General features: G+C 68.9%; 23 protein-coding genes and 1 tRNA gene. 8 read left to right on the top strand and 16 right to left on the bottom strand.

The window, feature by feature from the left end:
* Positions 1-216: 216 nt before the first annotated feature.
* A complete protein-coding gene (locus ACRDPS_RS22985; RefSeq protein ID WP_431503990.1) occupies positions 217-972 on the bottom strand; it encodes a DsbA family protein in 756 nt (251 codons plus the stop codon).
* A gap of 206 nt (positions 973-1,178) precedes the next feature.
* Between ACRDPS_RS22985 and orn the strand changes: the two genes are divergently transcribed.
* From orn to ACRDPS_RS23000, 3 genes are all read left to right on the top strand, one after another.
* On the top strand, positions 1,179-1,826 hold the full coding sequence (orn, locus tag ACRDPS_RS22990) for an oligoribonuclease (RefSeq protein WP_431504024.1): 648 nt from the start codon (positions 1,179-1,181) through the stop codon (positions 1,824-1,826).
* A gap of 48 nt (positions 1,827-1,874) precedes the next feature.
* Positions 1,875-1,950: transfer RNA gene (locus tag ACRDPS_RS22995), tRNA-His, on the top strand.
* A gap of 90 nt (positions 1,951-2,040) precedes the next feature.
* Positions 2,041-2,958: a bifunctional helix-turn-helix transcriptional regulator/GNAT family N-acetyltransferase gene (locus ACRDPS_RS23000; RefSeq protein ID WP_431503991.1), complete on the top strand. Its 918-nt coding sequence runs from the start codon at positions 2,041-2,043 to the stop codon at positions 2,956-2,958.
* A 19-nt stretch (positions 2,959-2,977) separates the two neighbouring features.
* On the opposite strand, the gene ACRDPS_RS23005 is transcribed toward ACRDPS_RS23000, so the two are convergent.
* From ACRDPS_RS23005 to ACRDPS_RS23015, 3 genes are read right to left on the bottom strand one after another with little or no spacing between them, the layout of a single operon-like run.
* Entirely contained in the window at positions 2,978-3,820 is an 843-nt protein-coding gene (locus ACRDPS_RS23005; protein ID WP_431503992.1) for a ribokinase, read from the bottom strand.
* A gap of 16 nt (positions 3,821-3,836) precedes the next feature.
* Positions 3,837-4,652 carry a hypothetical protein gene (locus tag ACRDPS_RS23010; protein WP_431503993.1) on the bottom strand — a complete coding sequence of 272 codons (816 nt, stop codon included), beginning with the start codon at positions 4,650-4,652 and terminating at the stop codon, positions 3,837-3,839.
* Positions 4,649-7,123, bottom strand: coding sequence for a phosphoribosyltransferase (locus ACRDPS_RS23015; protein ID WP_431503994.1), 2,475 nt, complete (start codon positions 7,121-7,123; stop codon positions 4,649-4,651). The genes ACRDPS_RS23010 and ACRDPS_RS23015 overlap by 4 nt, the downstream gene beginning before the upstream one ends.
* Before the next feature lie 297 nt (positions 7,124-7,420).
* Here ACRDPS_RS23015 and ACRDPS_RS23020 point away from each other — a divergent pair, with 297 nt between their 5' ends.
* The gene (locus ACRDPS_RS23020; RefSeq protein ID WP_431503995.1) at positions 7,421-8,860 is read left to right on the top strand and encodes a cellulase family glycosylhydrolase; all 1,440 of its coding nucleotides are present in this window, start codon (positions 7,421-7,423) and stop codon (positions 8,858-8,860) included.
* Positions 8,861-9,571: 711 nt separating this feature from the next.
* Here ACRDPS_RS23020 and ACRDPS_RS23025 read toward each other — a convergent pair.
* Positions 9,572-11,296, bottom strand: coding sequence for an HpcH/HpaI aldolase/citrate lyase family protein (locus ACRDPS_RS23025; protein ID WP_431503996.1), 1,725 nt, complete (start codon positions 11,294-11,296; stop codon positions 9,572-9,574).
* Positions 11,297-11,446: 150 nt separating this feature from the next.
* On the opposite strand from ACRDPS_RS23025, the gene ACRDPS_RS23030 reads away from it, so the two are divergent.
* The gene (locus tag ACRDPS_RS23030; RefSeq protein WP_431503997.1) at positions 11,447-12,607 is read left to right on the top strand and encodes a TerD family protein; all 1,161 of its coding nucleotides are present in this window, start codon (positions 11,447-11,449) and stop codon (positions 12,605-12,607) included.
* 77 nt (positions 12,608-12,684) lie between these two features.
* On the opposite strand, the gene ACRDPS_RS23035 is transcribed toward ACRDPS_RS23030, so the two are convergent.
* The gene (locus ACRDPS_RS23035; RefSeq protein WP_431503998.1) at positions 12,685-13,779 is read right to left on the bottom strand and encodes a DUF475 domain-containing protein; all 1,095 of its coding nucleotides are present in this window, start codon (positions 13,777-13,779) and stop codon (positions 12,685-12,687) included.
* A 66-nt stretch (positions 13,780-13,845) separates the two neighbouring features.
* Positions 13,846-14,430, bottom strand: coding sequence for a TerD family protein (locus tag ACRDPS_RS23040; RefSeq protein ID WP_431503999.1), 585 nt, complete (start codon positions 14,428-14,430; stop codon positions 13,846-13,848).
* A gap of 197 nt (positions 14,431-14,627) precedes the next feature.
* Here ACRDPS_RS23040 and ACRDPS_RS23045 point away from each other — a divergent pair, with 197 nt between their 5' ends.
* The gene (locus ACRDPS_RS23045; protein ID WP_431504000.1) at positions 14,628-15,206 is read left to right on the top strand and encodes a TerD family protein; all 579 of its coding nucleotides are present in this window, start codon (positions 14,628-14,630) and stop codon (positions 15,204-15,206) included.
* A 17-nt stretch (positions 15,207-15,223) separates the two neighbouring features.
* Here ACRDPS_RS23045 and ACRDPS_RS23050 read toward each other — a convergent pair whose 3' ends face one another.
* Both ACRDPS_RS23050 and mca read right to left on the bottom strand, forming a co-directional pair.
* The gene (locus ACRDPS_RS23050) at positions 15,224-15,511 is read right to left on the bottom strand and encodes a hypothetical protein (RefSeq protein WP_431504001.1); all 288 of its coding nucleotides are present in this window, start codon (positions 15,509-15,511) and stop codon (positions 15,224-15,226) included.
* A 44-nt stretch (positions 15,512-15,555) separates the two neighbouring features.
* Positions 15,556-16,527, bottom strand: coding sequence for a mycothiol conjugate amidase Mca (gene mca / locus ACRDPS_RS23055; RefSeq protein ID WP_431504002.1), 972 nt, complete (start codon positions 16,525-16,527; stop codon positions 15,556-15,558).
* Positions 16,528-16,634: 107 nt separating this feature from the next.
* Between mca and ACRDPS_RS23060 the strand changes: the two genes are divergently transcribed.
* Complete coding sequence (locus ACRDPS_RS23060) at positions 16,635-17,078, top strand: DUF4307 domain-containing protein (protein ID WP_431504003.1); 444 nt, start codon at positions 16,635-16,637, stop codon at positions 17,076-17,078.
* A 35-nt stretch (positions 17,079-17,113) separates the two neighbouring features.
* Here ACRDPS_RS23060 and greA read toward each other — a convergent pair whose 3' ends face one another.
* The 5 genes from greA to ACRDPS_RS23085 form a co-directional block, all read right to left on the bottom strand.
* Positions 17,114-17,623: a transcription elongation factor GreA gene (gene greA / locus ACRDPS_RS23065; protein WP_431504004.1), complete on the bottom strand. Its 510-nt coding sequence runs from the start codon at positions 17,621-17,623 to the stop codon at positions 17,114-17,116.
* Positions 17,624-17,852: 229 nt separating this feature from the next.
* The gene (gene ilvA, locus ACRDPS_RS23070) at positions 17,853-19,088 is read right to left on the bottom strand and encodes a threonine ammonia-lyase (RefSeq protein WP_431504005.1); all 1,236 of its coding nucleotides are present in this window, start codon (positions 19,086-19,088) and stop codon (positions 17,853-17,855) included.
* Positions 19,081-20,532: an AI-2E family transporter gene (locus ACRDPS_RS23075; RefSeq protein ID WP_431504006.1), complete on the bottom strand. Its 1,452-nt coding sequence runs from the start codon at positions 20,530-20,532 to the stop codon at positions 19,081-19,083. The genes ilvA and ACRDPS_RS23075 overlap by 8 nt, the downstream gene beginning before the upstream one ends.
* A gap of 10 nt (positions 20,533-20,542) precedes the next feature.
* Positions 20,543-22,066 carry a glutamate mutase L gene (locus ACRDPS_RS23080; protein ID WP_431504007.1) on the bottom strand — a complete coding sequence of 508 codons (1,524 nt, stop codon included), beginning with the start codon at positions 22,064-22,066 and terminating at the stop codon, positions 20,543-20,545.
* Positions 22,053-23,222 carry a cystathionine gamma-synthase gene (locus ACRDPS_RS23085; protein ID WP_431504008.1) on the bottom strand — a complete coding sequence of 390 codons (1,170 nt, stop codon included), beginning with the start codon at positions 23,220-23,222 and terminating at the stop codon, positions 22,053-22,055. The genes ACRDPS_RS23080 and ACRDPS_RS23085 overlap by 14 nt, the downstream gene beginning before the upstream one ends.
* 120 nt (positions 23,223-23,342) lie before the next feature.
* Between ACRDPS_RS23085 and msrA the strand changes: the two genes are divergently transcribed.
* Positions 23,343-23,996 carry a peptide-methionine (S)-S-oxide reductase MsrA gene (gene msrA / locus ACRDPS_RS23090; RefSeq protein WP_431504009.1) on the top strand — a complete coding sequence of 218 codons (654 nt, stop codon included), beginning with the start codon at positions 23,343-23,345 and terminating at the stop codon, positions 23,994-23,996.
* Positions 23,997-23,998: 2 nt separating this feature from the next.
* Here the strand turns inward: msrA and ACRDPS_RS23095 are convergent, their stop codons facing one another.
* Positions 23,999-24,490, bottom strand: coding sequence for an N-acetyltransferase family protein (locus tag ACRDPS_RS23095; RefSeq protein WP_431504010.1), 492 nt, complete (start codon positions 24,488-24,490; stop codon positions 23,999-24,001).
* Positions 24,490-25,029 carry a DinB family protein gene (locus tag ACRDPS_RS23100; protein ID WP_431504011.1) on the bottom strand — a complete coding sequence of 180 codons (540 nt, stop codon included), beginning with the start codon at positions 25,027-25,029 and terminating at the stop codon, positions 24,490-24,492. Before ACRDPS_RS23100 ends, ACRDPS_RS23095 begins: the two co-directional genes overlap by 1 nt.
* Positions 25,030-25,090 lie beyond the last annotated feature (61 nt).

Here is a 25,090-nt window from a genome sequence, read left to right on the forward strand (position 1 = left end):
AAATCTTTCTCGATCGCGTGCCGGGTCCAGGACCGCGAAGCGGCCGGCGAAGCCGGCGGGCCGAAGGCCCGTCCTTGACGCGGTACGCGATCGAGAAACAATCAAGAACGGGTCGGCGGCGAACCCCTGAAACGAAGAAACGGTCACCTAAGCGAGGTTTCCTCGATAAGTGGTCTCGACAAGCTCGACCACCGGCAGACTCCGGCAAACCCAGCGTCAGGAGACCTTCTCGATCAACGCGTCCGCCTGCTCCTCGACAGTGTTGCCCTCCTGGAACTGCTCGCCGTCGAGCAGGATGGTGGGAGTCCCCTGGACACCGTCGTCGGCGGCCGCCTTGGTCGCGGCTTCAGCCCAGGCCTTGCCGTCGAGGCTCTCGATGCGGTCCTTGACCGCCGACTCCTCGGCGCCTGCCTCGACGGCGAGGTCGACGAGATCGCCGGCTTCCGGGAAGGGACCGGACTCACTGGGCTGGTTCTCGAAGAGCAGGTCGTGGAACTCCTTGGCGACCTGGTCGCCGGCCTCATCCTGGACGACGGCGAAGGCCGAGGTGGCGAGCTCCGAGTAGGGGCCGACCTGGTCGAGGAGCACGAACGGGCGGTAGTCGACCTGCACCTTGCCGTCGGCGGCCAGCTCAGCGAGATCCTCACTGGTCGCGGCCTCGAAGTCGCCGCAGTAGGGGCAGAGGAAGTCCTCGTAGATGACGACCTTGTGCGGTGCGTCGTCGGGCCCGACGACCAGGCCGTGCGAGCTGCTGCTGGCCTCGGCGGTCACCTTGCTGTCGTTGGACCGGTTCAGGCTGAACAGGACGAGAGCCGCGATGACGACCGCGATGGCGGCGACGACGGCCACCACGATGAGGATCGACTTGCGGGCCTGCTTCTTGCGCAGCGCCTCCAGCTCCGCGGCGGCCTTGGCAGCGCGTGCCTCCCGCTTCTCCTTGCGCGAGGGGCTGTTGGCTGAATCCATGCTCATGCCGCCACCTCCGTAGGGAGATGCGAAGAATACGGACGCGGCGGCCTGAGGCCTACTGCCGCTCGCTGACGCTCGCTCATAGAAGCAAACATAGGCGGGTCTCCTGAGTGCATCCTGAAACCACGCCATGGGAACCGTTATCACTTCGTCGCCTATCCGCTCGCGAGCACGTCGACCGGCGGCGTTATGGTGCTCGGGTGGCTTCTCTGAACGAACGTCTGGTCTGGATCGACTGCGAGATGACCGGGTTGTCCCTCGAGAACGATGCGCTCATCGAGGTGGCGGCCCTGGTCACCGACTTCGATCTCAACGTGCTCGGTGACGGGGTCGACATCATCATCAAGCCCCCGGCCGAGGCACTGGACCAGATGGACGACTTCGTGCGCAACATGCACGTCAAGTCCGGCCTGCTGGTCGAGCTCGAGGGTGGCGTGACGATGCGCGAGGCGGAGGAGCAGGTCCTGGCCTACATCTGGGAGCACTGCGGCAAGGACTCCCGACCGCCGTTGGGCGGCAACACGGTCGCCACCGACCGCAACTTCCTCGCCCGGGACATGCCCGAGCTCGAGGGGTTCCTGCACTACCGCAACGTCGACGTCTCCTCGATCAAGGAGCTCTCGCGTCGCTGGTTCCCGCGGGCCTACTTCTCGGCTCCCCCCAAGCGCGGCAACCACCGAGCACTCGCCGACATCCAGGAGTCGATCGAGGAGCTGCGCTACTACCGCGAGGCGGTCTTCGTCCCGATGCCCGGTCCGGAGTCTGAGGTGGCCAAGGAGATCGCCGGCCGGCACGGCGCCTCGATCACCGGCCTGGGCGACCCGGCGGCCACCCCCGATTCCACAGATCCGGCCTGATTCCACTATCATTCTTGCTGGCTTGGACATGCGCTGTACGAGCCGATGGTGGGTATAGCTCAGCTGGTAGAGCGCCGCCTTGTGGTGGCGGATGTCGCGGGTTCAAGTCCCGTTACTCACCCCATCGAACGGCCCGTCCGAGAGGACGGGCCGTTCGTCATCTCCAGGCGGATCAGCCTTGGAATCTCGGAATTACCTGACTAAAGTCAGGTATATGAGTGTTGACACCTCGGTGATGCGGGCCTTCAACCGCAGCTACGTACGTCGCGTCGGAGCTCTCGAGGAGTCCTTCCTCGGCAGCGGCCTCCCCTACGGCCACGCCCGGCTGCTCCATGAGATCAGCCTCGGCGCCCAGGTCGATGGAGCAATCACCGTCCAGGAGCTTCGGATCCGGCTGGGCGACCTGGACTCCGGCTATGTCAGCCGGATCCTGCGAGCGCTGGAGAACAACGGGTACGTCACGGTGCGGCCGGACCCGAGCGACGGCCGGCGGCGTCAGGTCGACCTGACCGACGCCGGCCAGTCTGCCGCCGAGGACCTGGACAAGCGCTCCGAGGAGCGCGCGCACCAGCTCCTTGACCCGCTCACCCAGCGCCAGCGCGACCGGCTCAACGAGGCGTTGGCCACCGCCGACATCCTGGTCCGCGCGGCCACGATCACCATCGAGAGGGTCGACCCGCGCGACCCGGTCGCCCAGGAGGCGATGGGCCACTACTTCGCCGAGATCGGTGACCGGTTCGGCTTCACCGTCGGCGACGAGGGCTTCGGCGACGACCCCTCCCTGCGCCCGCCCCACGGCGCCTTCTTCGTCGCCGCCAGCGACGGCGCCCCGGTCGCCTCCGGCGCGGTGCGGGAGTTCCCTTCGACAGGCTCAGGACATCGCGATGAACGCACCGGCGAGATCAAGCGTATGTGGGTCGACCCGAGCTGGCGCGGCGCCGGCCTCGGCAGCCGCTTGCTGCGTCATCTCGAGGCGGAGGCGCTGCGGCTGGGTCATCAGGTCGTACGCCTCGACACCCGCGACGTGCTCAGCGAGGCGATCTCGATGTACGAGCGCGCCGGCTACGAGCGCATCGACCGCTACAACGACAACCCTCACGCCACCCACTTCTTCCGCAAGTCGCTGTCCTGAGCCGGTCGACGGAGCTGGGTCAGGCGTAGGTCTCCAGCCGCGCGAGCGGTGGCTGCGCGCTGGGGTGGGCGACCGTGGCGGCGCCGACCGCGCAGGCCGTACGCAGCGCCTGCTCGTCCGGCGCACCCGCGATGACGGCGAGAGTCAGTGCCGCCGAGAACGCGTCGCCGGCGCCGACGGAGCTGACCACGTTCGACACCACAGGGGCCGGCACCCGGGCGGTCTCCTCTCCCCCGACGAGCATGGCCGCGCCCTCGGCCCCGAAGGTCACCGCCACGCGCCTGGCTGCCCGCAGCTCGGGCATCGCGGCGTACTCGCTCTCGTTGACGATGAACAGGTCCACGCGCTCGATCAGGCCCTCCGGGAGCGGCTGCGCCGGTGCCGCGTTGAGCGCGACGAACCCGGGCGCCTGCGCCGCGACCTCCTGGACCAGGTCCAACGACAGCTCGAGCTGCATCAGCACCGCCTCGGTCGCCGCGATCGTGAGTCCGCCGGCGTCCACCTCCGTGTTGGCGCCGCCGCACACCACGATCTGGTTCTCCCCCGCCGCGTCGACCGCGATCAGAGCCGTGCCGGTGGCCGATCGGGCTGTGCGTACGTCCTCCACATCGACCCCGGCACCGCGGATCGTCTCGAGCGCCCACCGCCCGTCCGAATCGTCGCCGACCGCGCCGACCATCCGCACCCGCGCCCCGAGACGGCTCGCGGCGACGGCCTGGTTGGCGCCCTTCCCGCCGACGTCTCGCCGCAGCCGCCCACCTGCGACGGTCTCCCCGGCCCGAGGCAGCCGCTCGACGGTCGCCGTCAGATCAACGTTGATGCTCCCGACGACGACCAGGTCCTGTGGCGAGTGCGAAGTCACCCGCCCAGTCAATCATCTACAGACGCGCGCCCAGCCAGGAGACGATCTCCTCACCGGCGAGTACGCCTGCGGCAGCGGTGACGGTGAGATGAGGAGCGGTCCACGACGTCTCGTGGAGCTCGCCGTGGGCCGGGCGGATCGCGAGATCGGCGGCCTGCAGGAGCTCACGGTCGAGGATCGAGTCGCCGGCGGCGAGCGTGGCCGAGACGCCGAGGATCGCGGCGACCTCGCGCAGCGCGACGCCTTTGGAGAGACCGTCGGGTACGCAGTAGACCTTGCGCCCCTGGACCGAGACCTTCCAGCCGCGCTGCTCGCAGAACCCGGTCAGCGCCACCAGCCAGGACGCGGGCATCTCGGAGCGGCGTACGACGGCATAGCAGAAGAGCGACTCGGCGTTGCGGTGCTTCTCGATGAACCCCTGCCCCACCTCGGAGGAGGCCTGGGCCCCGAGATGGGCCCAGATCTCCTCGAACGACGCGCCCGACGACTCCAGTCGTGAGGACAGCGCAGCGGAGTAGTCGAGGTCCTCGAGGCCGTCACGCAGCAGGCGCCCGCCGTTGGCGGTGACGGCGAACTTCGGCGTGGGACCCGGCAGGTGGATGCGGTGATACTGCTCAGGAGTACGCGTCGTCACCGGCACCAGCGCACCGGCCTCGTTCAGCGTCGCGATCCCGGCCGCCGCCGGTTCGGTCATGAACGAGAGCGGCCGGCCGTCATACACCTCGACACAGACCAGCCGCGGCGCCTCGGCGTCGGGCATCGGCAGCGACAGCGCCGACGGAGAGTAGACGAGCGTGCGGTCCAGGTCGCAGAAGGCGGCTGCGCGGCTCACCCGGTCCCGGCGCCCATGCCGTCGGCCATCACCGCACCCTTGGTGTAATCGGGATGGATCAGCCCGATGCAGGAGAAGGGCAGGTCTGAGACCCGCTCCAGCGGCACCCCGCGCGCCTCGGCGAGCATCTTGACGTGGCCGAGGTCGGCGTCGCGCGCCGGGTTGACCAGGATCTTCCACGGCACCCGGCGCAACAGCACCCGGGTCGTCTCCCCGACGCCGGGCTTGACCAGGTTGACGTCTCTGATCTGGAACCTCTCGGCGACCTCCTCGACGGCGTCCCATCCCGCCCAGGTGGGCGTGTGGACACCGCCGAGGTGGGCATCGAGGTCGCGCATGACCTTGGTGCGCACGATCGGGAACCGGGCCGCGACCGCGTCGACGAACTTCTTGGACACGTCCTCCGCAGCGAGGTCGGCGTAGAACTTCGCGCCGTGGAAGTCGTTGGGACCGATCAGGTCGTCGTTGAGCACGGTCCGCGACACCAGTCCAGACACCGTCGAGTTGAGGCACGCGGACGGGATCAGATAGTCCTCCCGGGTGCCGTAGATCGACACGCTCCTGCCCGGGTCGGCCAGGACGGCGAGCTCCGGGGAGAACGGCGAGGACAGATGGGCGTGCAGTGTCGCGTTGGCCTTCTCGACCGAGGCCGCCAGCTCCCGGGCGATCGCGCCCTTGCCGGTCCAGCCGTCCACGAACATGACGTGAGCGGGGTCGTGGTGGGCGGCCAGATAGGCCAGCGCGGTCTCGTCGATGCCACGCCCGCGGACGATGGAGATCGCATAGTGCGGCAGATCGAGCCCGTGCACCCGCTGCGCCCAGCGACGCATCAGCACACCGATCGGGGTCCCGGCCCGCGCCAGGGAGACCAGCACCGCACCCGACCCGCGCCGAGCCAGCACCTGCTCGGTGACCAGGCCGACGGCGTACGCGATCCTCTCGGCCGACGCGCTCAGGGCCTTGCCGAAGAGCTCCTGATAGGCCTCGTCGGGCTGGTACTCGATCGGCAGCGACTCTGCGTAGTGGGCGCGGCCGGACTGGATGGCCTCCTCGCGCTCCTCGGTGGGCGCCTCGATGTCGGCGTCGGAGAGGTCCTTGAGCAGCCAGGCGACGTCGTCGCGCTCGTAGGAGCCGAACGCGGGACCATGGAGCGGAGCCGGCAGCTGCCGGGCCGGCTGGTCGTGGCGAGGCTCCGGCTTGAACGCCGGGATGGTCACGACCACGACCCGCGGCGTGATCCGGGCGAGCTGGTCGACCAGGCCGCCGGGCTCGTGCAGGGCAGGCGTGTCGGCGGGCTCGTCGACGACGAGCACGATCGAGGCGAACGCCCCCTGACGCAGGTTGTACGCATACCGCGGTCCGTCACCGTCGGCGGGCGAATCGTGGGAGGGGAACGTCATCGACGTACGGATCGCATAGCCCGGGTCGTCGACGTCGAGCACCGGCGACTGCGTGGTCGTCGAGAAGGTGATCTCGTGGCGATGGCCCTCGGCCGCACGCCTGTCGGCGAGCGCGGAGGCGATCCGCAGCGGGGCGTACATCAGCTCCTCGGTGCCGAGGACGTGCACCGGCCCGTCGGGGATACGGCCGGCGATGGCCGCCGCGGTCACGGTCACGGCCGACTCGTAGGAGCCGGCGGCGCCGGTCACGAAGCCGTGCCGGCCGCCCTCGGGGACCGCGCGCGGCCAGGTCGCGACGACCTGGACGACCTCACCGCGCGGACGCGGGGTCTGATCGACACCGGCCAGCTGGCGCAGGTTCTCCACGGTGTCGATGAGGCCGTTGCCGTTGTCGGAGAGGTTCTCGGGAAGCTCGATCTCGCCGGTCGCGAGGGTGACCACGCTCAGGGTCGCGCGCAGCCGCTTGACCGAGCGCTCCATCCGGGCACGGTCGGCCTCGGAGCGAAGGTCGATGAGCGAGGCGACCACGTAGTGCTTGTGCGGGAACTGCTTGTGCAGCGCCCTGAGCGTGTTGACGACGGTCTTGCCGGTCGAGAGCTCGTCATCGACCAGGACCAGGGTGTCGGCACGGCTGAGGAAGCCTGGGTCGGAGGGCAGCAGCCGGTGAGAGGTCGCGTGGGAGTGCTCCTCCTCGAAGTCACCGACGGGCTCGATGCCTTCGACGACCCGGCGGGTGGAGTGCAGATAGGGCGCACCGAGCGCGTCGGCGACCAGGTGGCCGAGCGCGGTCGCGGTCTCGGCATAGCCCAGGACGACCGCGTCGCCCTTGACCGCGGCACGGGCCTTGGCGCCCAGGCGTAGACCGGCCTCGGTGACCAGACGCGGGTCGGTGGGGATGTGCTTGCCCAGGACCGAGGAGACGAGGAGCTGTACGCGACGGGGGTTGCGGCGTACGGCGAGGCCGACCAGGTCGGTGAGCATCATGCCGCTCGGCGCGTCAGTGGTCCGCAGACGCACGCCCAGGCGTTCGGCCACCCAGGTGCCCGACCAGCCGTTCGTTTCGTCTCTCACCGTGACATCATCCCCCACTGCTCCGGATCGGGCTCAACCGTACGTACTCCACCCATGCGCACGCGGTCGGGTTGCTCCGAGACAACCCGATGGTGAGCCCAGTCCACGTTGTCGCGTCCCATGTTGGCCCCTCGTCACCGGTTTTGACCACCGTCGAAGGCGCATCCGTCGAGCCGGAGGGCTCTGTGAGCGGGGAAGCCGTCCTGGAATGAGAACACGTTCTTGTCGCCGAGGGCGCGGGGCAATAGGTTTCGCACCATGCCTCGTCGCTCGGGAACCCACCGAATCCTCGTCGCGGTGGCGATATTCATCACATTCGGGACCGCGCTGCTGACTCCTGCCGGGGTAGCGAGCGACGTCCCAGCAGGTGAGACTCCGCAGCTCTCCCGAGAGGGACGCTGGCTCGTCGACCAGCACGGGCGCATCGTGCTGGTGCACGGTCAGAACCTGGTCTGGAAGCACGATCCGTACGTCCCACCCGACTCCCCCGAGGGCTTCACCGCGCAGGACGCGGAATGGTTGGCCGAGCACGGGTTCAACGGTGCCCGGATCGGCACCCTGTGGGCCGGGGTGACCCCGGACGCCCCCGGCGAGGTCGACGAGGACTACCTCGAGGACTGGCAGCGGGTGATCGACCTGCTCGCCGACGAGGGCATCTGGATGCAGTACGACTTCCACCAGGACATGTGGCACGAGACCTACGGCGGCGAGGGCGTGCCCGACTGGGCGGCGCAGCGGCCGGCTCCGTACAACCTGCATCCCCCGATCAAGCTGCCGTTCCCGGCGGGCTACATCACCCCGGAGCTGGCGACCGTCTTCGACCACTTCTTCGCCAACCGCGACGGGCTCCTCGACGGCTGGGCCTCGGCATGGGGCGCGGTGGCGCAGCGGTGGGGCGACCAGCCCTACTCGATGGGCTATGACCTGATGAACGAGCCGTGGGCGGGGCGCGAGTGGGGACTGTGTCCGCTGACCGGCTGCCGGGGCACGTACGCCAAGGAGATGCAGCCGGCCTATGAGAAGGCGCTCGCGGCCATCCGCGAGTCCGACCCGGACGGCATCGCCTGGTTCGAGCCCGAGGTGCTGGCGAACCAGACCGGGAAGTCCTACTTCAAGCCCGTCCCGGGCGAGGACCAGGTCGGCTTCTCCTGGCACAGCTACTGCCCCTTCGGCTATCTCGAGTCCCAGGGCATCCCGATCGGCGTGGGTCAGTGCAAGAGCTACGCCGAGACCCACAACCGGGCCGCGCTGGACCAGGCGGAGCGGATGAACGGCACCAGCCTGCTCTCGGAGTTCGGCGCGACCGACAACGCCGAGCTGCTGGCGATCGACACCGCCGCCGCGGACGACAGCTTCGCGTCCTGGATGCACTGGGCCTACAAGCACTGGGACGACCCGACCACCGCCGACGGCGCCCAGGGCATGTTCACCGACGACGCCGACCTCTCGACGGTCAAGGAGGACAAGCTGCGTACGTTGGTCCGCACCTATCCGCAGGCCACCGCCGGCACTCCCGTCGACCTCTCCTTCGACCCGGACACCGGCGAGTTCAGCTACACCTATGAGCCGTCCGCAGATATCGACGAGCCGACCGAGATCTTCGTCAGCCCGCTCCACTACCCCGACGGCCCGGACATCTCGGTCGAGGGCGGCGAGGTCGTCGGCACCGCCGAGCACCACCGGATCCTGGTGGAGCCGACCGGTTCCGACCCGGTCACGGTCACGGTCCTGCGTTGAACCGCCTAGGCTTGGGGCGTGTTCTCCTCCCGCGGTCGTAACGAGCGGAGCGAGCAGGCCCGCGAGTCCGCGATCTCGGCAAAGGACTCCGCCGCCGGAGCGTTCCTCGCCCTCGACGACGCCCACAAGATGACCCAGGCGATGGTCGAGGCGTACGTCAGGATCGAGCCGGGCCCGAAGGCCGATCGGCTCGCCTCGGAGCTGGCCCCGCTGGTGCGCTCCTCAGACGCCGTCCAGCGCGACTACATCGGTGTCGACGACCAGCACAACGGCGTGCTCTTCGGTGCCGAACCGACCCTGGACGTGCTCAAGGGCGCCCATGCCGCCTTCTACGAGATCTACGGACGTCTCGAGGAGGCCCGGACCGGTCTGGACAACTTCCGTGCCCGGCACTCGGCCGAGCTCCAGGACCAGATCTCCGCGGTCCAGGAGAGGGTGCAGCCGGCGATCGGCGCCGCCAACCAGGCCCTGGCGCGGGCGCGGTCCGCCGCGGCTCGCGCCCGCGAGGCCGGGATCGTCTCTGCCGACGTCGACACCCGGTTGACCCGGGCGGAGTCCCTGGGCGAGATCGTCTCCAAGGGTGCGTTCGGGTCCGGTGCCCAGGCGGTCATCAACGCCGCCCAGGACCTCGGCGTCGCCGCCGACGCGGTCGAGGAGATCGCGGAGCGCCTGCTGGCGCTCAAGCAGTCGGGCGGGGGCCGGCTGGCGTCCTCACGCACCCGGCTCTCCGGCATCGAGGGCCGCATCCCGGCCGCCCGCGACACCCTCTCGGCCCTGCGCCGCACCTACTCCCTGGCCTGCTCCGAGGATCTCGACCACGTGCCCGATCTGGCCGCTCGCGAGGTCGCCACCGCGGCGGCGCTGCTGGACAAGGTCGCCGCCGCCCAGCAGGCCGGCGACTGGGACGGCGCGGCGGAGCATCTCGAGGATGCCCGCGAGCACCTCAGGACCGCCGACACCGGCATCGGCGCGGTCATCGACCGTCGCCGTGACCTCGACGAGCTCGCCGCGGATCCGGGGGCCGAGCTGGAACGGGTCCGGTTCGTCGTACGCGACGCCCAGCGCCTCGTCGTCGGCGCCGGCACCAAGGCTCCCCGCAACGAGGCCAGCATCCTCGACACCGCCATCGGCCGCCTCGACGACGTCGGCGAGAGGCTCAGCGGCAACCACCCCGACTACTGGAGCTACCTGGTCGAGCTCCGCGCCGTCCGCGAGGTCGTCGACGGCGTCGTACGCCGCACCCGCGAGGCCATCGCCAAGGGTTAGCCTCGTCACAGCCACGCCGGCGACGAGGAGGTCGACGAAGCCGACGTCCTCTTTGAGCACGCCGAAGAGGCGGGCGCGGCGGTGGATGCGCTCGGCCCAGGCGCGATGGGGCTTGGCCTCGTTCATCTTGTTCCGGTAGCGCGAGGAGCGCACGCCCCCACCCGACATGTCGCCACCGAGGATGTCGCAGGCGTCCGACCACTCCTCGTGGGTGACCACCGACAGCGCGTGCACGACGAGCACATGGGTGGGGTGGATGACGGTCTTGCCGGTCAGCCCGTTGGCCTTGTCGAGCACGATCTCCCGGATCAGGCCGTCGAGGTCGTTGCTGACCAGGGTCTGCCGCAGCCCGCGCTCACCCTGGTCGCGGAACGGCGTCTCACGCAGCTGCGGCTTGAAGAGCCGGTCCTGGTCGGCGAAGTACTCCCACACCGGCCCGGTCACCACGAACCCGGTCCCGTCGGCGCGCCCGAGCACGTTGACCACATCCATGATCACCTCGGCCACGAGCGGCACGTCGTAGACGGTGAGGTCACGGCGGCGCCGCAGGCCGTACGCAGCCGACAGGTCGGTCGCGCCCAGCCGGACCGCCAGCACCTTCTCCCGGTGCTTGGCCAGCAGCCGGGAGACGGCCATCAGCATGTCGACGCGCGACTCGCGGTAGATCGCGTCGGGCGACTCGATGACCGGCATCGCCAGCAGCGGCAGCTCGCTGGCCGTCCGCGCGTCCGCCAGCGCGTCGAGGAACGCGGCACCGGTCTCCTCGCTGAACTTCGGCAGCACGAAACCCGAGAGCAGGCCGGCATGCTCGCCCAGCCCAGCGGTGACGTCGAGGATGTGCTGCGGCTCCCGGACGCGTACGAACGTCAGCGGGGTCGCCCGCCGGTCTTGCTCACCCAGGGACGTCAGCTGGCGGACGATGTTGTCGGCCGCGCCGGGCACGTCCTCGTCCGCGATCGCGTCCTCGAGGCAGAGCACGCTGCTCATCACCCCGTTGTCGGCCTGCTTGACCAGGTCCTCGGCCAGCCGTGGGCGGGTGGCCGGCATGTAGAGCGTCGCACCCAGCGCGGTCGCGAGCGTCTCGAGATCGTCTCGACGGTCGAAGTCCTGCGGCGGGCTCAGGAAGAGGTCGGCGATGTCGGAGTCGCGGAGCTGGGCGAAATGGCGCATTCAGTGGTCCGTCCGAGGAATGGGAGGGGGTCGCCTCGACGATGGGAAAAACGGCCCCGGAGCAGGAGTTCTCTCGACGTTAGCACCCAGTTTTCAACCCAGGGCGAAGCACAGAATCCGGTCCTTGGTCAGCTGTGACACGATCCGACCATGAGCGACCCGACGACTTTGTCCAAAGGTGGCAACACCGGCATCTCTGCCGCCTCCGTACTGGTGACCATCACCTGGCAGGCGCGCCCGGATGCCCCTGACCTCGACCTCTCGGGGCTGCTCCTCGGACCGGACGGCAAGGTGCACGGCGACGGTGGCTTCATCTTCTACAACCAACCCACCCATTCCTCGGGGGCGGTCGTGCACCGCGGGAAGTCCGCCGGGTCCGAATCGATCTCGGCCGACCTGGCGACCCTCCCGACCGAGATCGAGAAGATCGCCATCGCGGCCTCCGCCGACGGAGGCACCTTCGACCAGATCTCCGATCTGAGGCTCACGGTCTCCGATGTCGCCACCGGCCAGGATCTGGTGAGCTTCGCCGGCATCGGTGCCTCCACGGAGACCGCCGTCGTCGTCGGCGAGCTGTACCGGCGCGACGGGGCATGGAGGTTCCGCGCGGTCGGCCAGGGGTGGGAGACCGGGCTCGCGGGCCTGGCGACCGACTTCGGGATCTCGATCGCGCAGCCGGCACACACGACCGCGACGTCCGGCACCGCGAGTGCCGATGCCCATGATCCGGCGACCGACAACGTCCCCGTGAACCTCGACAAGGGACAGGTCTCACTGGTCAAGGGACAGAAGGTGAGCCTGACCAAGTCGACCGGCCCAGCACTGAACGACATCACCCTCGGCCTCGGCTGGGACCCGGCGAGCGGGGCCCGCGACATCGACCTGGACGCCTCGGTGATCACCTACGACGCCGCGGGGCACCCGCTGGAGCTGGTCTTCTTCGGCCACCAGAAAGCCTACGGTGCGATCTTCCACTCCGGCGACAACCTCACCGGCGCCGGGGAGGGCGACGACGAACAGATCCGGGTACGCCTCGCGGCGGTGCCGACGAAGGTGCACACGCTGGTCTTCACGATCACCTCCTACAACGGCCAACAGTTCACCCAGGTCGACCGCGCCTTCTGTCGCCTCCTCGATGACAACGGCACCGAGATGGTCCGTTACGACCTGAGTGACTCCGAGCCGAAGACCGGCGTCGTCATGGCCTCGCTCCAGCGTTCGGCAGGCGCCTGGGAGATGAAGGCGATAGGCAGGTACGCGGATGGCAAGACCGCCCGCAAGCTGCTCGAGGCGGCCCGGCCCGTCCACTGACGAGGGGCCGCCCCTTGCAGGAGCGGCCCCTCGACATGCTCAGGACATCGCCTCGCGGCGTACGAACGAAAGTTCGTTCAGGAGACGGACACCGAGTCGTCGGTGTCGGCGTTGTCGTGGTTCCTCCGCTTGAACACGAGCGAGGAGGCGACCGCGGCACCGATGAAGACGACACCGATCAGACCGGTGACGATCTCGTGGATGTGGATGTCCGGGTCGATGGTGACGAGCATGATCACCGCGAGGGCACCGATCGCCCAGTGGGCGCCGTGCTCGAGGAAGACGTACTCGTTCAGGGTGCCCTTGCGGACCAGGTAGACCGTGATGGAGCGGATGTACATCGCGCCGACGCCGAGGCCGACCATGATGATGAAGATGTTCTGGGTGATCGCGAAGGCACCGATGACACCGTCGAAGGAGAACGACGCGTCCAGGACCTCGAGGTAGAGGAACAGGAAGAACGCGGCCTTGCCGGTGGCCTTGGCAGCCTCGCTGGGGCCCTTCGAACCGTTCCCGGACTCCTCGTCGGCAGCCTCGATCTCCGCCTTGCCGGTCTCCTCGAAGAGCTCGCCGAGACCGTTCACGAGGAGGTAGGTCAGCATGCCGAGCGCGCCGGCCATGAGCACGGTGCCGGGGTCCTCGGCCAGGAACTCGGCGGCGAGAACCACGAGCACGAGCGCGACCACGACAGAGACCTGGTCGAGCTTGCCGATCTTCTCCAGCGGCTTCTCCACCCAGGAGAGCCAGGTGAACTCCTTCTCCTCGAAGACGAAGTCGAGGAAGAGCATCAGCAGGAACACGCCGCCGAAGCCGGCGATCGCGGGGTGAGCGGCCTCCAGGTAGTGCGCGTACTCGTCAGGCTGGTTGAGCGCCAGGTCGAAGACCTCGATCGGGCCCAGTTGGGCGGTGATCGCCACCAGGACCAGCGGGAAGATCAAGCGCATGCCGAAGACCGCGATCAGGATGCCGATCGTGAGGAAGATCTTCTGCCAGAACTCGCTCATCCGCTCGAGGATCTTGGCGTTGATCACCGCGTTGTCGAAGGAGAGGGAGATCTCCAGGATCGACAAGATGGCCACCAGCACCAGCGCGGTCGGTCCACCGATGATGAGGGCGCCGACCAGCGCCGCGGCGGTCACCGCGAACGACCAGCCGAAGGTCTTGAAAATCACTGCTGTCCTAAATGTTGGCCGCCCCGAGAGAAGGTCCGGGGCCGGGGGTTGATGTGGCGCGCCCGACTAGCCGACGTTGACGCCGTAGTCCTTGGCGATACCTGCCAGGCCAGAAGCATATCCCTGGCCAACAGCGCGGAACTTCCAGTCCGCGTCCCGACGGTAGATCTCGCCGAAGATCATCGCGGTCTCGGTGGAGGCGTCCTCGCTGAGGTCATAGCGGGCGATCTCGGTTTCGTTGGCGCCGTTGACCACCCGGATGAACGCATTGCTCACCTGACCGAAGTTCTGGCCCCGGTTGTCGCCGTCGTAGATCGCCACCGCGAAGACGTACTTGTCCACCTCCGGGGGAGCCGAGGCCAGGTTGAGCTTGATCTGCTCGTCGTCGCCCTCCCCCTCACCGGTCAGGTTGTCACCGAGGTGCTCGACGGAGCCGTCGGGCGAGGTGAGGTTGTTGAAGAAGACGAAGTGGCGGTCGGAGAGGACCTTGCCGGAGGCGTCGATCGCGAGGGCGCTCGCGTCGAGGTCGAAGTCGGCACCCGTGGTCGTACGGGCATCCCAACCCAGTCCGACCAGTGCGTTGCTGAGTCCGGCCGGTCCGGCCTCCTTGGTCAACGAGACGTTGCCACCCTTGGCGAGCGAGACACTCATGATTCCACTCCTTGGATCTGGACTGCGCCGCCCCCTGTGGCGACCGAGCCCCTCGAACCTATCGCGTACATGTTCAGCAACGTCCGGCGCCGCTGGCGCGTTCCTGATCCATAGCCAGCCGACGGCTAGGTTTGACCTGCCCGCACCATGGTGGTCGAGCTTGTCGAGACCACCTCACCCCAAGTCCGGAGGAACAGATGTCGGTCTCGCTCAGCAAGGGCCAGTCGGTCTCGCTCGTCAAGCGTGACGGCGACGGCCTGACGTACGTCCGGATGGGACTCGGGTGGGACGCGGTGAAGAGGAAGGGCTTCTTCGGCGGCTTCCGCGGCGCCGACATCGATCTGGACGCCTCCGCGATCATGTACGACGCGGCCGGCTCCCACGTCGACCAGGTCTGGTTCCGCCAGCTGAAGTCGAAGAACGGCGCCGTGGTCCACACCGGCGACAACCGCACCGGCGCCGGGGACGGCGACGACGAGTCGATCGTGGTCCAGCTCGACCGGCTGCCTCCCGAGGTGACCCAGATCGTCTTCACGATCAACTCGTTCACCGGACAGAGCTTCGCCCAGATCCAGAACGCCTTCTGCCGTCTCGTCGACGAGAAGACCCGCACCGAGATCGCCCGCTACGAGCTGAGCCAGACCGGCCCGCACACCGCTCAGATCATGGCCAAGGTCAGCCGCGACGGCGGCGGCTGGGTGATGACCGCCATCGGGACGATCGGCAACGGACGTACGTTCCAGGACCTGCTGCCGGCGATCGCGCCGACGCTCTAGCCCATGCCCTGCCAGGGCTAGCGCTTCGCCTTCTTGATCTCGTCCTTGGCGGCCTGCTTGGCGATGGCCTGAGCCTGCGCCTCCTCGCCGAAGACGCCCTCGACCTTGGCCTTCTCGACCTTCTTGAACTGGCGCAGCATGCTCCATCCGATCACCGCCATCGCGACGCACAGCGCGATGAAGATGCCGAAGGCGGTCCAGCCTGCGACGACGTCTTCGTCCTGCGGCGGGGTGGGCTCGGGAGCGGGCTGGGAGGTGTGGATCGACTGCGTCGTCGCAAGGGTCGTCATCGGGAGGCCGGACATGGAGACATTGTCTCACCCCGCCCTGAGCCGGCCCCCAGACGGGCTCAGCCTGTGACGACCTCGCCGAAGCTGACCTCACGGCCGACCGCGGCCTTGCCCTCGTCGTCGGCGGTGGACGCCTCGAGCCCGGTGAACAGGTCGGTCTCCTCGCGCCGCTCGGCCTCGGGCACCGGCACGTAGGAGGTCACCAGCTCGAAGTCCTCGGTCGGCCAGGCCTCCTTCTCGACCTCACGGGGCACCGCGAACCAGGATCCGTCGGGATCGATCTGGGTGGCGTGTGCGAGCAGAGCCTGGTCCCGCACTCCGAAGTAGGCCGCGCACTCGACCTTCGTGGTCACGCGCTCGTCCCAGCCCGGCGGGCGCTTCCAGCTCTCCAGGCGATCCTCGTAGGGCGAGCTGAGCCCGTGGCGCTTCATCGCCTCGTGCACGGCGATCATGCGCGGGTAGTTGAAGGTGTGGCTGTAGTAGAGCTTGAGCGGCTGCCACGGCTCACCGGCGTCGGGGAACCGGTCGGGATCGCCGGCGGCCGCGAAGGCCTCCACCGAGACCCGGTGGCACATGATGTGGTCGGGGTGCGGGTAGCCACCGTTCTCGTCGTACGTGGTGACCACATGGGGGCGGAACGACCTGATCAGCCGCACCAGCCGCTCGGTGGACACCTCCAGCGGCACCAGCGCGAAGCAGTCATCGGGCAGCAGCGAGGGGTCGCGCGTCTCCATGAACGCGTCGGGCATGCCGGAGTCGACGAAGCCGAGCCAGTCCTGCTTGATGCCGAGGATGTCGCGGGCGCGATGCATCTCCTCGCGGCGGATCTCGTGGATGTTCTCCAGGATCCCGGGACGTTCCATCTTCGGGTTGAGGATGTCCCCGCGCTCGCCACCGGTGCAGGTCGCGACGTGGACGTCGACGCCCTCGGCGACATACTTCGCGGTGACCCCCGCGCCCTTGCTCGACTCGTCGTCGGGGTGCGCGTGCACGTGCATCAGGCGGAACGCCTGCTGGAGCTGCTCTGGCATGGGTTCAATCCTAACCACGCTCCGTCTCACGTTTCGGTTACCCGCTCCCACTCCGCGGACATCGTTGGTGGTAGCGGATGTGCGGTCACCTCGGGCGGGATGGGACCATGTCGTACGTGAGCACGCCGTCATCTGCTGAAGCGGGGCCCGAAGCCGTGAACCCTGAGGCTGGATCCGAGGAGGGCCGCATCGCGAGCCGATACGGCCGAGGTCCGCGCCGTCGCCCGGGTGTGCTCATCGTGGGCCTCGCCATCGCCCTGGTAGCGATCGTCGCCTGGTTCGGCTGGGCGCTGTGGGCAGCCCTGCACCCCGAGGTCTCCTCCGGGCTGGAGAAGTGGGAGGCGGTCAGCGAGAACGAGGTCGAGGTGACCTTCGTCGTACGCCTCCACGACAAGGACGCGAAGCCGGTGTGCACCGTCGAGGCCGAGGACGACCAGGAGGAGAAGGTCGGACACCTCGAGTTCACCGCCGGCGAGGGACGCCAGACGATCACCATCCCGACCGAGCGCCGGGCACTACGCGTCGAGTGGGGTGACTGCACGGTCGACTGACCGCGCAGCCACCCGCGGGAGATCGCGCGACCTGCTCAGCCGGTGAAGACCTCGATCTTCAGGATCTCGACCTTGAGCGGCCCGCGCGGGCCCTCGTACGTGACCGTGTCGCCGATGCTGGCGCCGATGAGGGCCGCACCGATGGGCGAGGCGGCGGAGGAGATCTCGACACCACCTGCGTACTCCTTCATCTCGATCGAGGCGATGAGGCGGGTCTCGGCCTCGTCGTCGTCATCGCCCTCGAACTTGAAGGTGACCAGCTTGCCGACCGAGACGACGCCGTCGTCCGCGGGGACCGTGGAGTCCGCCTTGCGCAGCAGCGCCTCGAGCTGCAGGATCTGGCCCTCGAGCTTCCCCTGCTCCTCGCGGGCGGCGTGGTAGCCGCCGTTCTCCTTGAGGTCGCCCTCGTCGCGGGCCGAGCTGATCTCGGCGAGGATCTCCTGGCGCCGGGGGCCCTTCAGGTACTCCAACTCCGCGGTGAGCTTGTCGAATGCACCCTTGCTGAGCCAGATCGTGGCAGCCGTGGTCTCGGTCGACTGAGTCATAGCGAGTTTCTCCTGATGGGTAGTGAATATAGGTAAGGGGCGCCGGTAAACCCCCGATCACCGGCGCCTTGTCTCCCTGCTGTGCGGGCATAGTTCACCCAGCTGAACGTCCTGCGGGAGATTGTCAGAACTTTCAGTTTAACAAGGCAACCACACCGAAAGACAGTTCGCGGCCGATTCGTTGTGCATTCCGACCTCCGGACCGCTCCCCGGACCGTTCCCCGGCACGTCACGGGCTGATCGCTGGATACCCCTTGTTGCGCAGCTGTTCGAGCACGCGCGCAGCGTGGGTCTGGCCGCGGGTCTCGAGCTGTAGCTGCACCCCGACCTCGGCGAGCCGGAGACCGGGGTTGGTGCGCGAGTGCACGACCTCCATGACGTTGGCACCGGTGTCGCCGATGACCGCCAGCAGCGTGGCCAGAGCCCCCGGCTCGTCAGGGATCGTCACCGCGACCGGAAGGTAGCGCCCGGCCAGTGTCATGCCGTGCTGGATCACCTTGCCGAGCAGCAGCGGGTCGATGTTGCCGCCGGAGAGCACCACCACGACCGGTCCCTCGAAGGCATCGGGCGCGTCCATCAGGGCCGCCACGCCGACCGCCCCGGCCGGCTCGACGACCAGCTTGGCCCGCTCGGCCAGAGCCAGCAGCGCGCCGGAGATCGCCTCCTCCGAGACGGTGCGGATCTCGTCGACATAGGACTGGATCATCGGGAAGTTGGTCTCGCCCGGCAGACCGACCGCGATGCCGTCGGCCATCGTCGGCATCTTGTCCAGGCGGATCGGACGGCCCTCACGCAGCGAGACCGGGTAGGCGGCGGCGGTCTCCGCCTGCACGCCGATGATCTTCACATCGGGGTGCTTCTCCTTGATCGCCAGAGCGGCGCCGGCGAGCAGGCCGCCCCCGCCGAGCGGGATGACGACCGTCTTCACCTCCGGGGCCTGCTCGAGGATCTCGAGCCCGATCGTGCCCTGACCGGCCACGACATCAGCGTGGTCGAAGGGGTGGATCATGACCGCCCCGGTGCGCTCGGCGAACTCCAACGCCGCCGAGAGGCACTGGTCGACGTACTGTCCCTCGAAGATCACCTCGGCGCCGTAGGCGCGGGTGGCCTTCTCCTTCGGGATCGGCGCGCCCTCGGGCATGAAAACCGTCGCCGGGATGCCGAGGGTGCGCGCTGCCAGTGCGACGCCTTGCGCGTGGTTGCCCGCGCTGGCGGCCACCACCCCGAGCTTGTGCTGCTCCTCGGGCAGCCGGGCGATGCGTACGAATGCTCCTCGGGCCTTGAAGGAGCCCGTACGTTGCAGGTTCTCGCACTTGAGGATGACCGTGTCGCCGACCAGGTCGGTGAGCCAGCGGGCTCCCTGGACGGGCGTCTCGGTGATGTAGCCGCGAAGCAGCTCGCGGGCGTCGACGATGTCGCCATAAGTTGGCTGACCAGTGCTGGTCTGACCCTGTCTGTCAGGCACTTCCTGCTCCTGGGCTCGATGGTGGCGGTGACGTCGGCCCGCTGGCCGGCACCGGAGGTGGTGGCGGTGTTGGCACCGCTGTCGCCGCCGCCGGTGCCGCGGTCAGGTGGTTGGCCACGGCGTTGAGGGCGGCCACGAGAGGCACGGCCACGAGCGCACCCGCGACGCCACCGAGCACGATGCCGGTCGCGACCGCGAGGATGACGCCGAGCGGGTGGACCCGGACCCAGCGGCCGAGCAGGAACGGCTGCAGGCCGTGCGCCTCGAGCTGCTGGACGAGGATCACGCCGCCGAGCATCAGCAGCGCCGTCACCGGTCCCTGGGACACCAGCGCGACGAGCACCGCGACCGCGCCGGCGACGGTGGCACCGATCAGGGGCACGAAGGAGCTCAGGAAGACCAGCACGCCGATCGCGACCACGAACGGGACCTGCAGGGCCGCGGCGATGATCATGATGCCGACCGCGTCGACCGCGGCGACGATCACCGTGGCCCGGGTGAACTGGGTCAGCGAGACCCAGGCGACACGGCCCGAGCTGTCCATCCGGCTGCGCGCGGCGCGCGGCGCGAGCCGGACGATCCAGCCCCAGATCCGCTCGCCCTCGGCGCAGAAGAAGTAGGTGGAGAAGAGCACGATGAACAGGCCGGCGAAGACGTCGAGCGCAACCCCGCCTACCTCGCTGACCCGGGAGAACGGGTTGGAGGCGTACGCCGCCGCCCAGTCCTCGACCGTCGTCTGGACCGTGTTGAGCCAGGTGTCGATCTGGGTCTCGCTCGCATGGAACGGGCCGTTGATCAGCCAGTCGCGGATCTCGTCGAGTGCCTTGACGGTCTGGCCGGCCAGGTCGGTGAACCCGTTGGCGACCTGGGTGCCGGCGAAGCTCAGCATGGCGATGACCACGGCGAGGACCCCGATCACCACGAAGAGGGCCGAGATGCTCCGCTTCATGCCGATCCGAGCCAGACCGTTGACGATCGGTGCGACGAGTGCGGCGATCAGCAGAGCGATCACCAACGGAACCACGACGATGCTGAGGTGGCCGAGGCCTCGCACGATGAGATAGCCGGCGGCGACGATGACCAGGAACCGCCAGCCCCACTGGGCGGCCAGCTCCACACCGTAGGGAACGTCGGACCGGGTCACCGGCTTCGGTGGGTTGTCCGGCTCGGGCGCGGCCAGCTGCTCCTGGCGTTCCTCGCGCAGGCGCTCGAACTGGTTGACCAGGCGGAGGGCGAAGTTCTCGGCCGACTCGCGCGCCTCGGCGGCGGCCTCCTTGGCCACCTCGGCCGACTCACGCGCGTCCGCTTCCTCCTGGGCCTGGCGCTGGGCCTGGCGCTGTGCCCCGCGCTCCTCCCGGTTGCGCTTGAACGCGCCTGTCACCCGCTCGAAGCTCCCTTTCGCGGTCGACTTGTCGCCGTTGGGAGCATCCCCCTGATCCGTCACCTGACAGAGGCTACCGGGAGGGTGTGAGGTGGGTCGCGAGGGTGCGCGCCGCATCCGGATGTGACCGCGCGAGCAGCCCCACCGCGGCGAGCACGTAGTCGCTGTCGACGGTCCGTCGCGGCGCCTCCGCGCTTCGCGCGGTTACTCCCTCGCTCGGCGCAAGCGGACGATCAAGCTCCGCGCTGCGCGCGGTTACTCCCTCGCTCGGCGCAAGCGGACGAGCAAGCTCGCCGCTCGACCTCGCTCCGGTCGTCTCGCCGCTCGACCTCGCTCCGGTCGTCTCCGGGAGCTGCCAGCCGCCACGAGTCGACCAACGCATCACCCGCTCCTCGATGCGCGGACGACCATGACGGAGTACGCCGCCGGAGCCGATCACCACACCGACCCGGCGCAGGTCGGTGCCGGTGCGCTCGATCACCTTGCCGCCCGGGGAGAGGACCACCCGGGAGCGTCCGGCGTGCCGCTGGAGGGCGGTGGAGATCGCGATCCTCGCCAGCAGCTCGTCGATGTCCTTGTCCTGCTCGGTCCACGGAAGCCAGCCGGGGTTGTTGCGGCGGTGCTCCGCCTCGCCGGTCAGATCCGACTCGGCCAGGGACGGGTCGGCGTGGTTGGCGGCATCCAGGGTCGTGGTCGCCGACCACCGCATCCCGAGATCGCCCTCGACGGTCCGGGTCACCGGGGTGACCGCGACGACCTCCTCGCGTACGTGCTCGGCCTCTGGGTCCGGACGGACCACGCTGTGCACGTCGGTGGTGGCCCCGCCGACATCGACCACGACCACGTCCTCGCCGAGCACCTCGGCCAGCGTCTCGACGCCCTGGAGCACGACGTCGGGGGTCGCGCCCTGGACGATCTCGGTGAACTCTGCGCGTTGACTGAGCCCCTTGCCGCCGATCACGTGCTCGAGGAACGTCTCGCGTACGGCCTCGCGGGCGCTCTGCGGGGCGAGGACGCCGATCTTGGGAACGACGTTGTCGCAGGTCCGGAGGGGGTTGTCGGTCAGGATCGCGGCGACCTCGTCCCGCGCTTCCTGGTTGCCCGCGTAGACGACCGGCCCGGTCCATCCGGCAGAGGCGAGCTGGCCTGCGGCATCGATGACGGCCTGCCTGTTGCCGCCGTCGGTGCCCCCGGTGAGCAGCACCAGGTCAGGGGTTGTGAAGCTGAGAGTGGCCCCTAGGTCACTCTCAGCTTCACGACTTCCTGTGGCGATCACCGCGACGACCTTGCCGCCGCTGGACAGAGCGACTCGACGCCCGGCCTCGGCGGTCACCAGCTCCTCGTTGCCGACCACGGCGATCCGGAGCCCGCCGCCGGCCGAGGAACAGGCGAGGATCTCGGCGTCGGCCGCCCGGGAGTCCTGCTCGGCGAGGGTCGCCAGGCAGGCGTCGTACGCCTCCATCACCTCGTCCAGTGACGTCGGCGCGCTCGTGGTGCCGAGGACCTCACCGGTGTCGAGGTCGACGTGGAGCGCCTTGGTCCAGGTGGAGCCGAAGTCGACGCAGACCGCGGTCTGTGACTCGTCAGCCCTGGTCAAGGGCCTGCTCGAGGTCGGCGACCAGGTCCTCGACGTACTCGATCCCGACCGAGAGCCGCACCAGGTCGGCCGGCACCTCGAGGTCGGTGCCCGCGACGCTCGCGTGGGTCATCTTGCCGGGGTGCTCGATGAGGCTCTCGACACCGCCGAGCGACTCGCCCAGCGTGAAGATCTTGGTGCGCTCGCACACCGCCAGCGCGGCAGCCTCGCCGCCCTCGACACGGAAGGAGATCATCCCGCCGAACCGCTTCATCTGCTTCTGGGCGGTCGTGTGGCCGGGGTGGGTCTCCAGGCCCGGGTAGATGACCTCGCCGACCTTCGGGTGCGAGGTCAGGAAGTCGGCGATGCGCTCGGCGTTGTCGCAGTGGCGGTCCATGCGTACGGCCAGGGTCTTGAGGCCGCGCAGGGTCAGCCAGGCGCCGAAGGGGTCCGCGATCGCGCCGGCGGCATTCTGGAGGTAGCCGATCTTCTCGGCGATCCCGAGGTCGCGGACGACCACGGCGCCGCCGACGACGTCGGAGTGGCCGCCGACGTACTTGGTCGTGGAGTGCACGACCACGTCGGCGCCGAGCGTGAGCGGCTGCTGCAGGTAGGGGCTGGCGAAGGTGTTGTCGACGACCAGCAGCGCGCCGGCCTCGTGGGCGAGCGCCGCCAGGCCGGCGATGTCGGCGATGTTGAGCAGCGGGTTGGTGGGCGTCTCGACCCAGACGACCTTGGTCCTGCCCGGCTGGATCGCGGCCGCGACCGCGTCGACGTCGGCCACCTGGGCCGGCGTGTGCGCGATGCCCCACTGGCTCTCGACCTTGTCGATGAGCCGGTGGGTGCCGCCGTAGGCGTCGTCGGGAATGACCATGTGGTCACCGGGCCGCATCAGGCTGCGGATCAGGGTGTCCTCGGCGGCCAGGCCGGAGGCGAAGGCGAACCCCTTCTCGCCGCCCTCGACCGCTGCGAGGGCGCCCTCGAGCGCGGTGCGGGTCGGGTTGGCGGAGCGGCTGTACTCGTAGCCGTTCCGCAGGCCACCGACGCCGTCCTGCTTGTAGGTCGTGGTGGCGTAGATCGGCGGGATCACCGCACCCGTCGTCGGGTCGGGCTCGTAGCCCGCGTGGATCGCCTTGGTCTCGAAACCGGCCTTGCCGAGGTGCTGCTGCTCGCTCACACGCCGAGCCTACGTCCGATGCTGTATTCCATGCCATCGGGCTCTGCGCCCATCCGGGAACGTTCGCGCGACGAACTGTGTTGGAGACTGGTAGCAGACCCGACTTCTGGAGGACCTCTTATGTTCGGCCGACCGACTCAGCTCGTCTCCGAGGACCGTGCGCTCGCCGGGCGCGACCAGGCGCTCTTCGAGCTGCCCGCCAAGCACCGCGTCCTCGGCACTCCCCTGCTCGCCTCCCCCGAGGACGGCACGGCGCCGGAGGGGGCCGAGGTGGCGTACTTCGGTCTCGGCTGCTTCTGGGGTGCCGAGGAGATCTTCTGGCAGATGCCGGGGGTCTACTCGACCGCGGCCGGCTACCAGGGCGGCACGACGGCCAACCCGACGTACGACGAGGTCTGCAGCGGCCAGACCAACCACACCGAGGCGGTCCGGGTCGTCTTCGATCCTGCCGTGGTCTCCTACGGGGATCTGGTCAAGAAGTTCTTCGAGGTCCACGACCCCACGCAGGGGATGCGGCAGGGCAACGACGTCGGTACGCAGTACCGCTCGGCGCTCTACTACGTCTCCGACTCGCAGCGGAAGACTGCCGAGGAGCTGACCAAGGTCTACGGCGACGAGATCGCGCGGCGTGGCTATGGCGAGATCACCACCGAGATCCGCGAGGTCCCGACCTTCTTCGCCGCCGAGCCCGCCCACCAGCAGTATCTGGACCGCGTGCCCAACGGCTACCGCTGCCACGCGAACACGGGCATCGCGTTCCCCGCGACCGCCTGATCTCAGCCCAGCGGCAGATACATCACGTGGAGGCCGACCCGGCCGTGCGACGTCGAGTCGAACGCGCCGGGGACGGTCCCGATGATCTGGAAGCCGAGGGACTGCCACAGGCGTACGGCGGTGGTGTTGGTCTCCACGACCGCGTTGAACTGGATGCCGTGGAAGCCCTGTTCGCGATGCCAGTCCACGCAGTATTCGCCGAGGGCGCGGCCGACGCCCTTGCCACGAGCGCTCGAGGAGACCATGAACGAGGCCGTGCCGATGTGGCGGCCCCGGCCGGGGCGGTTCGGGCCCATCTTGGCGCTGCCCAGGATGTGCTCGTTCCGGTCGTCTCCCTCGACCGCGACGACCACATGGTCATACATCCACATGTCCTTGGCCTCGTCAGCGGTCAGACCCTCCGGATAGGCGTAGGTCTCCCCCGCTTCCACGATCTCGGACCAGAACGGGTAGATCTGCGGCCAGTCCTCGGCCGTCGCCTCGCGGATCCGCATCAGAGGTCCTTCCTTCCGTCGACGGCTTCACGCATGAGGTCGGCGCGGCCGCAGTGCCGGGCGTACTCCTCGATCATGTGGACCAGGATCCAGCGCAGGCTAATCGACTGGCCGTCGCCGGTCGTGCCGACCGCGATGCGGTCGAGGGATCCAGCGGTGTCGGTGAGGTCGTTGGAGCGAGCGATCGCGTCGCGGAGCAGGGTGCGCAGCGCCTCGGGGTCGTCCCCGGCGGCACTGTTGAACTCCCAGTCCCCGTCGTCGCCCCAGGGGGCCGTGTCGAACGGCGGGACCGGACCGTTGCCGGCCAGGCGTACGCCGAACCAGATGTCCTCCACGTACGCCATGTGCTTGACGAGTCCGGCCAGCGTCATGCTCGTGGGCGGGAATGGGCGGTTGAGCTGCTCGTGGTCGAGGCCCGCGACCTGCCTGAGCAGGGTCGCCCGGTGGAAGTCGAGGAACGTGCGCAGGGTCGTGGACTCGTCCGCGACGTAGGGGGCACCGGTCGGATGGCGGGTGTCTTCGAAGAGTGCCTCGGTCATGGGCGTCAACGTAGCGGCGCGGAGTTTCCTCGGCGAATCACTTTCGCGAAACTGAAACGCG

Source organism: Nocardioides sp. (genome assembly GCF_050699375.1).
Classification (GTDB): Bacteria; Actinomycetota; Actinomycetes; order Propionibacteriales; family Nocardioidaceae; genus Nocardioides.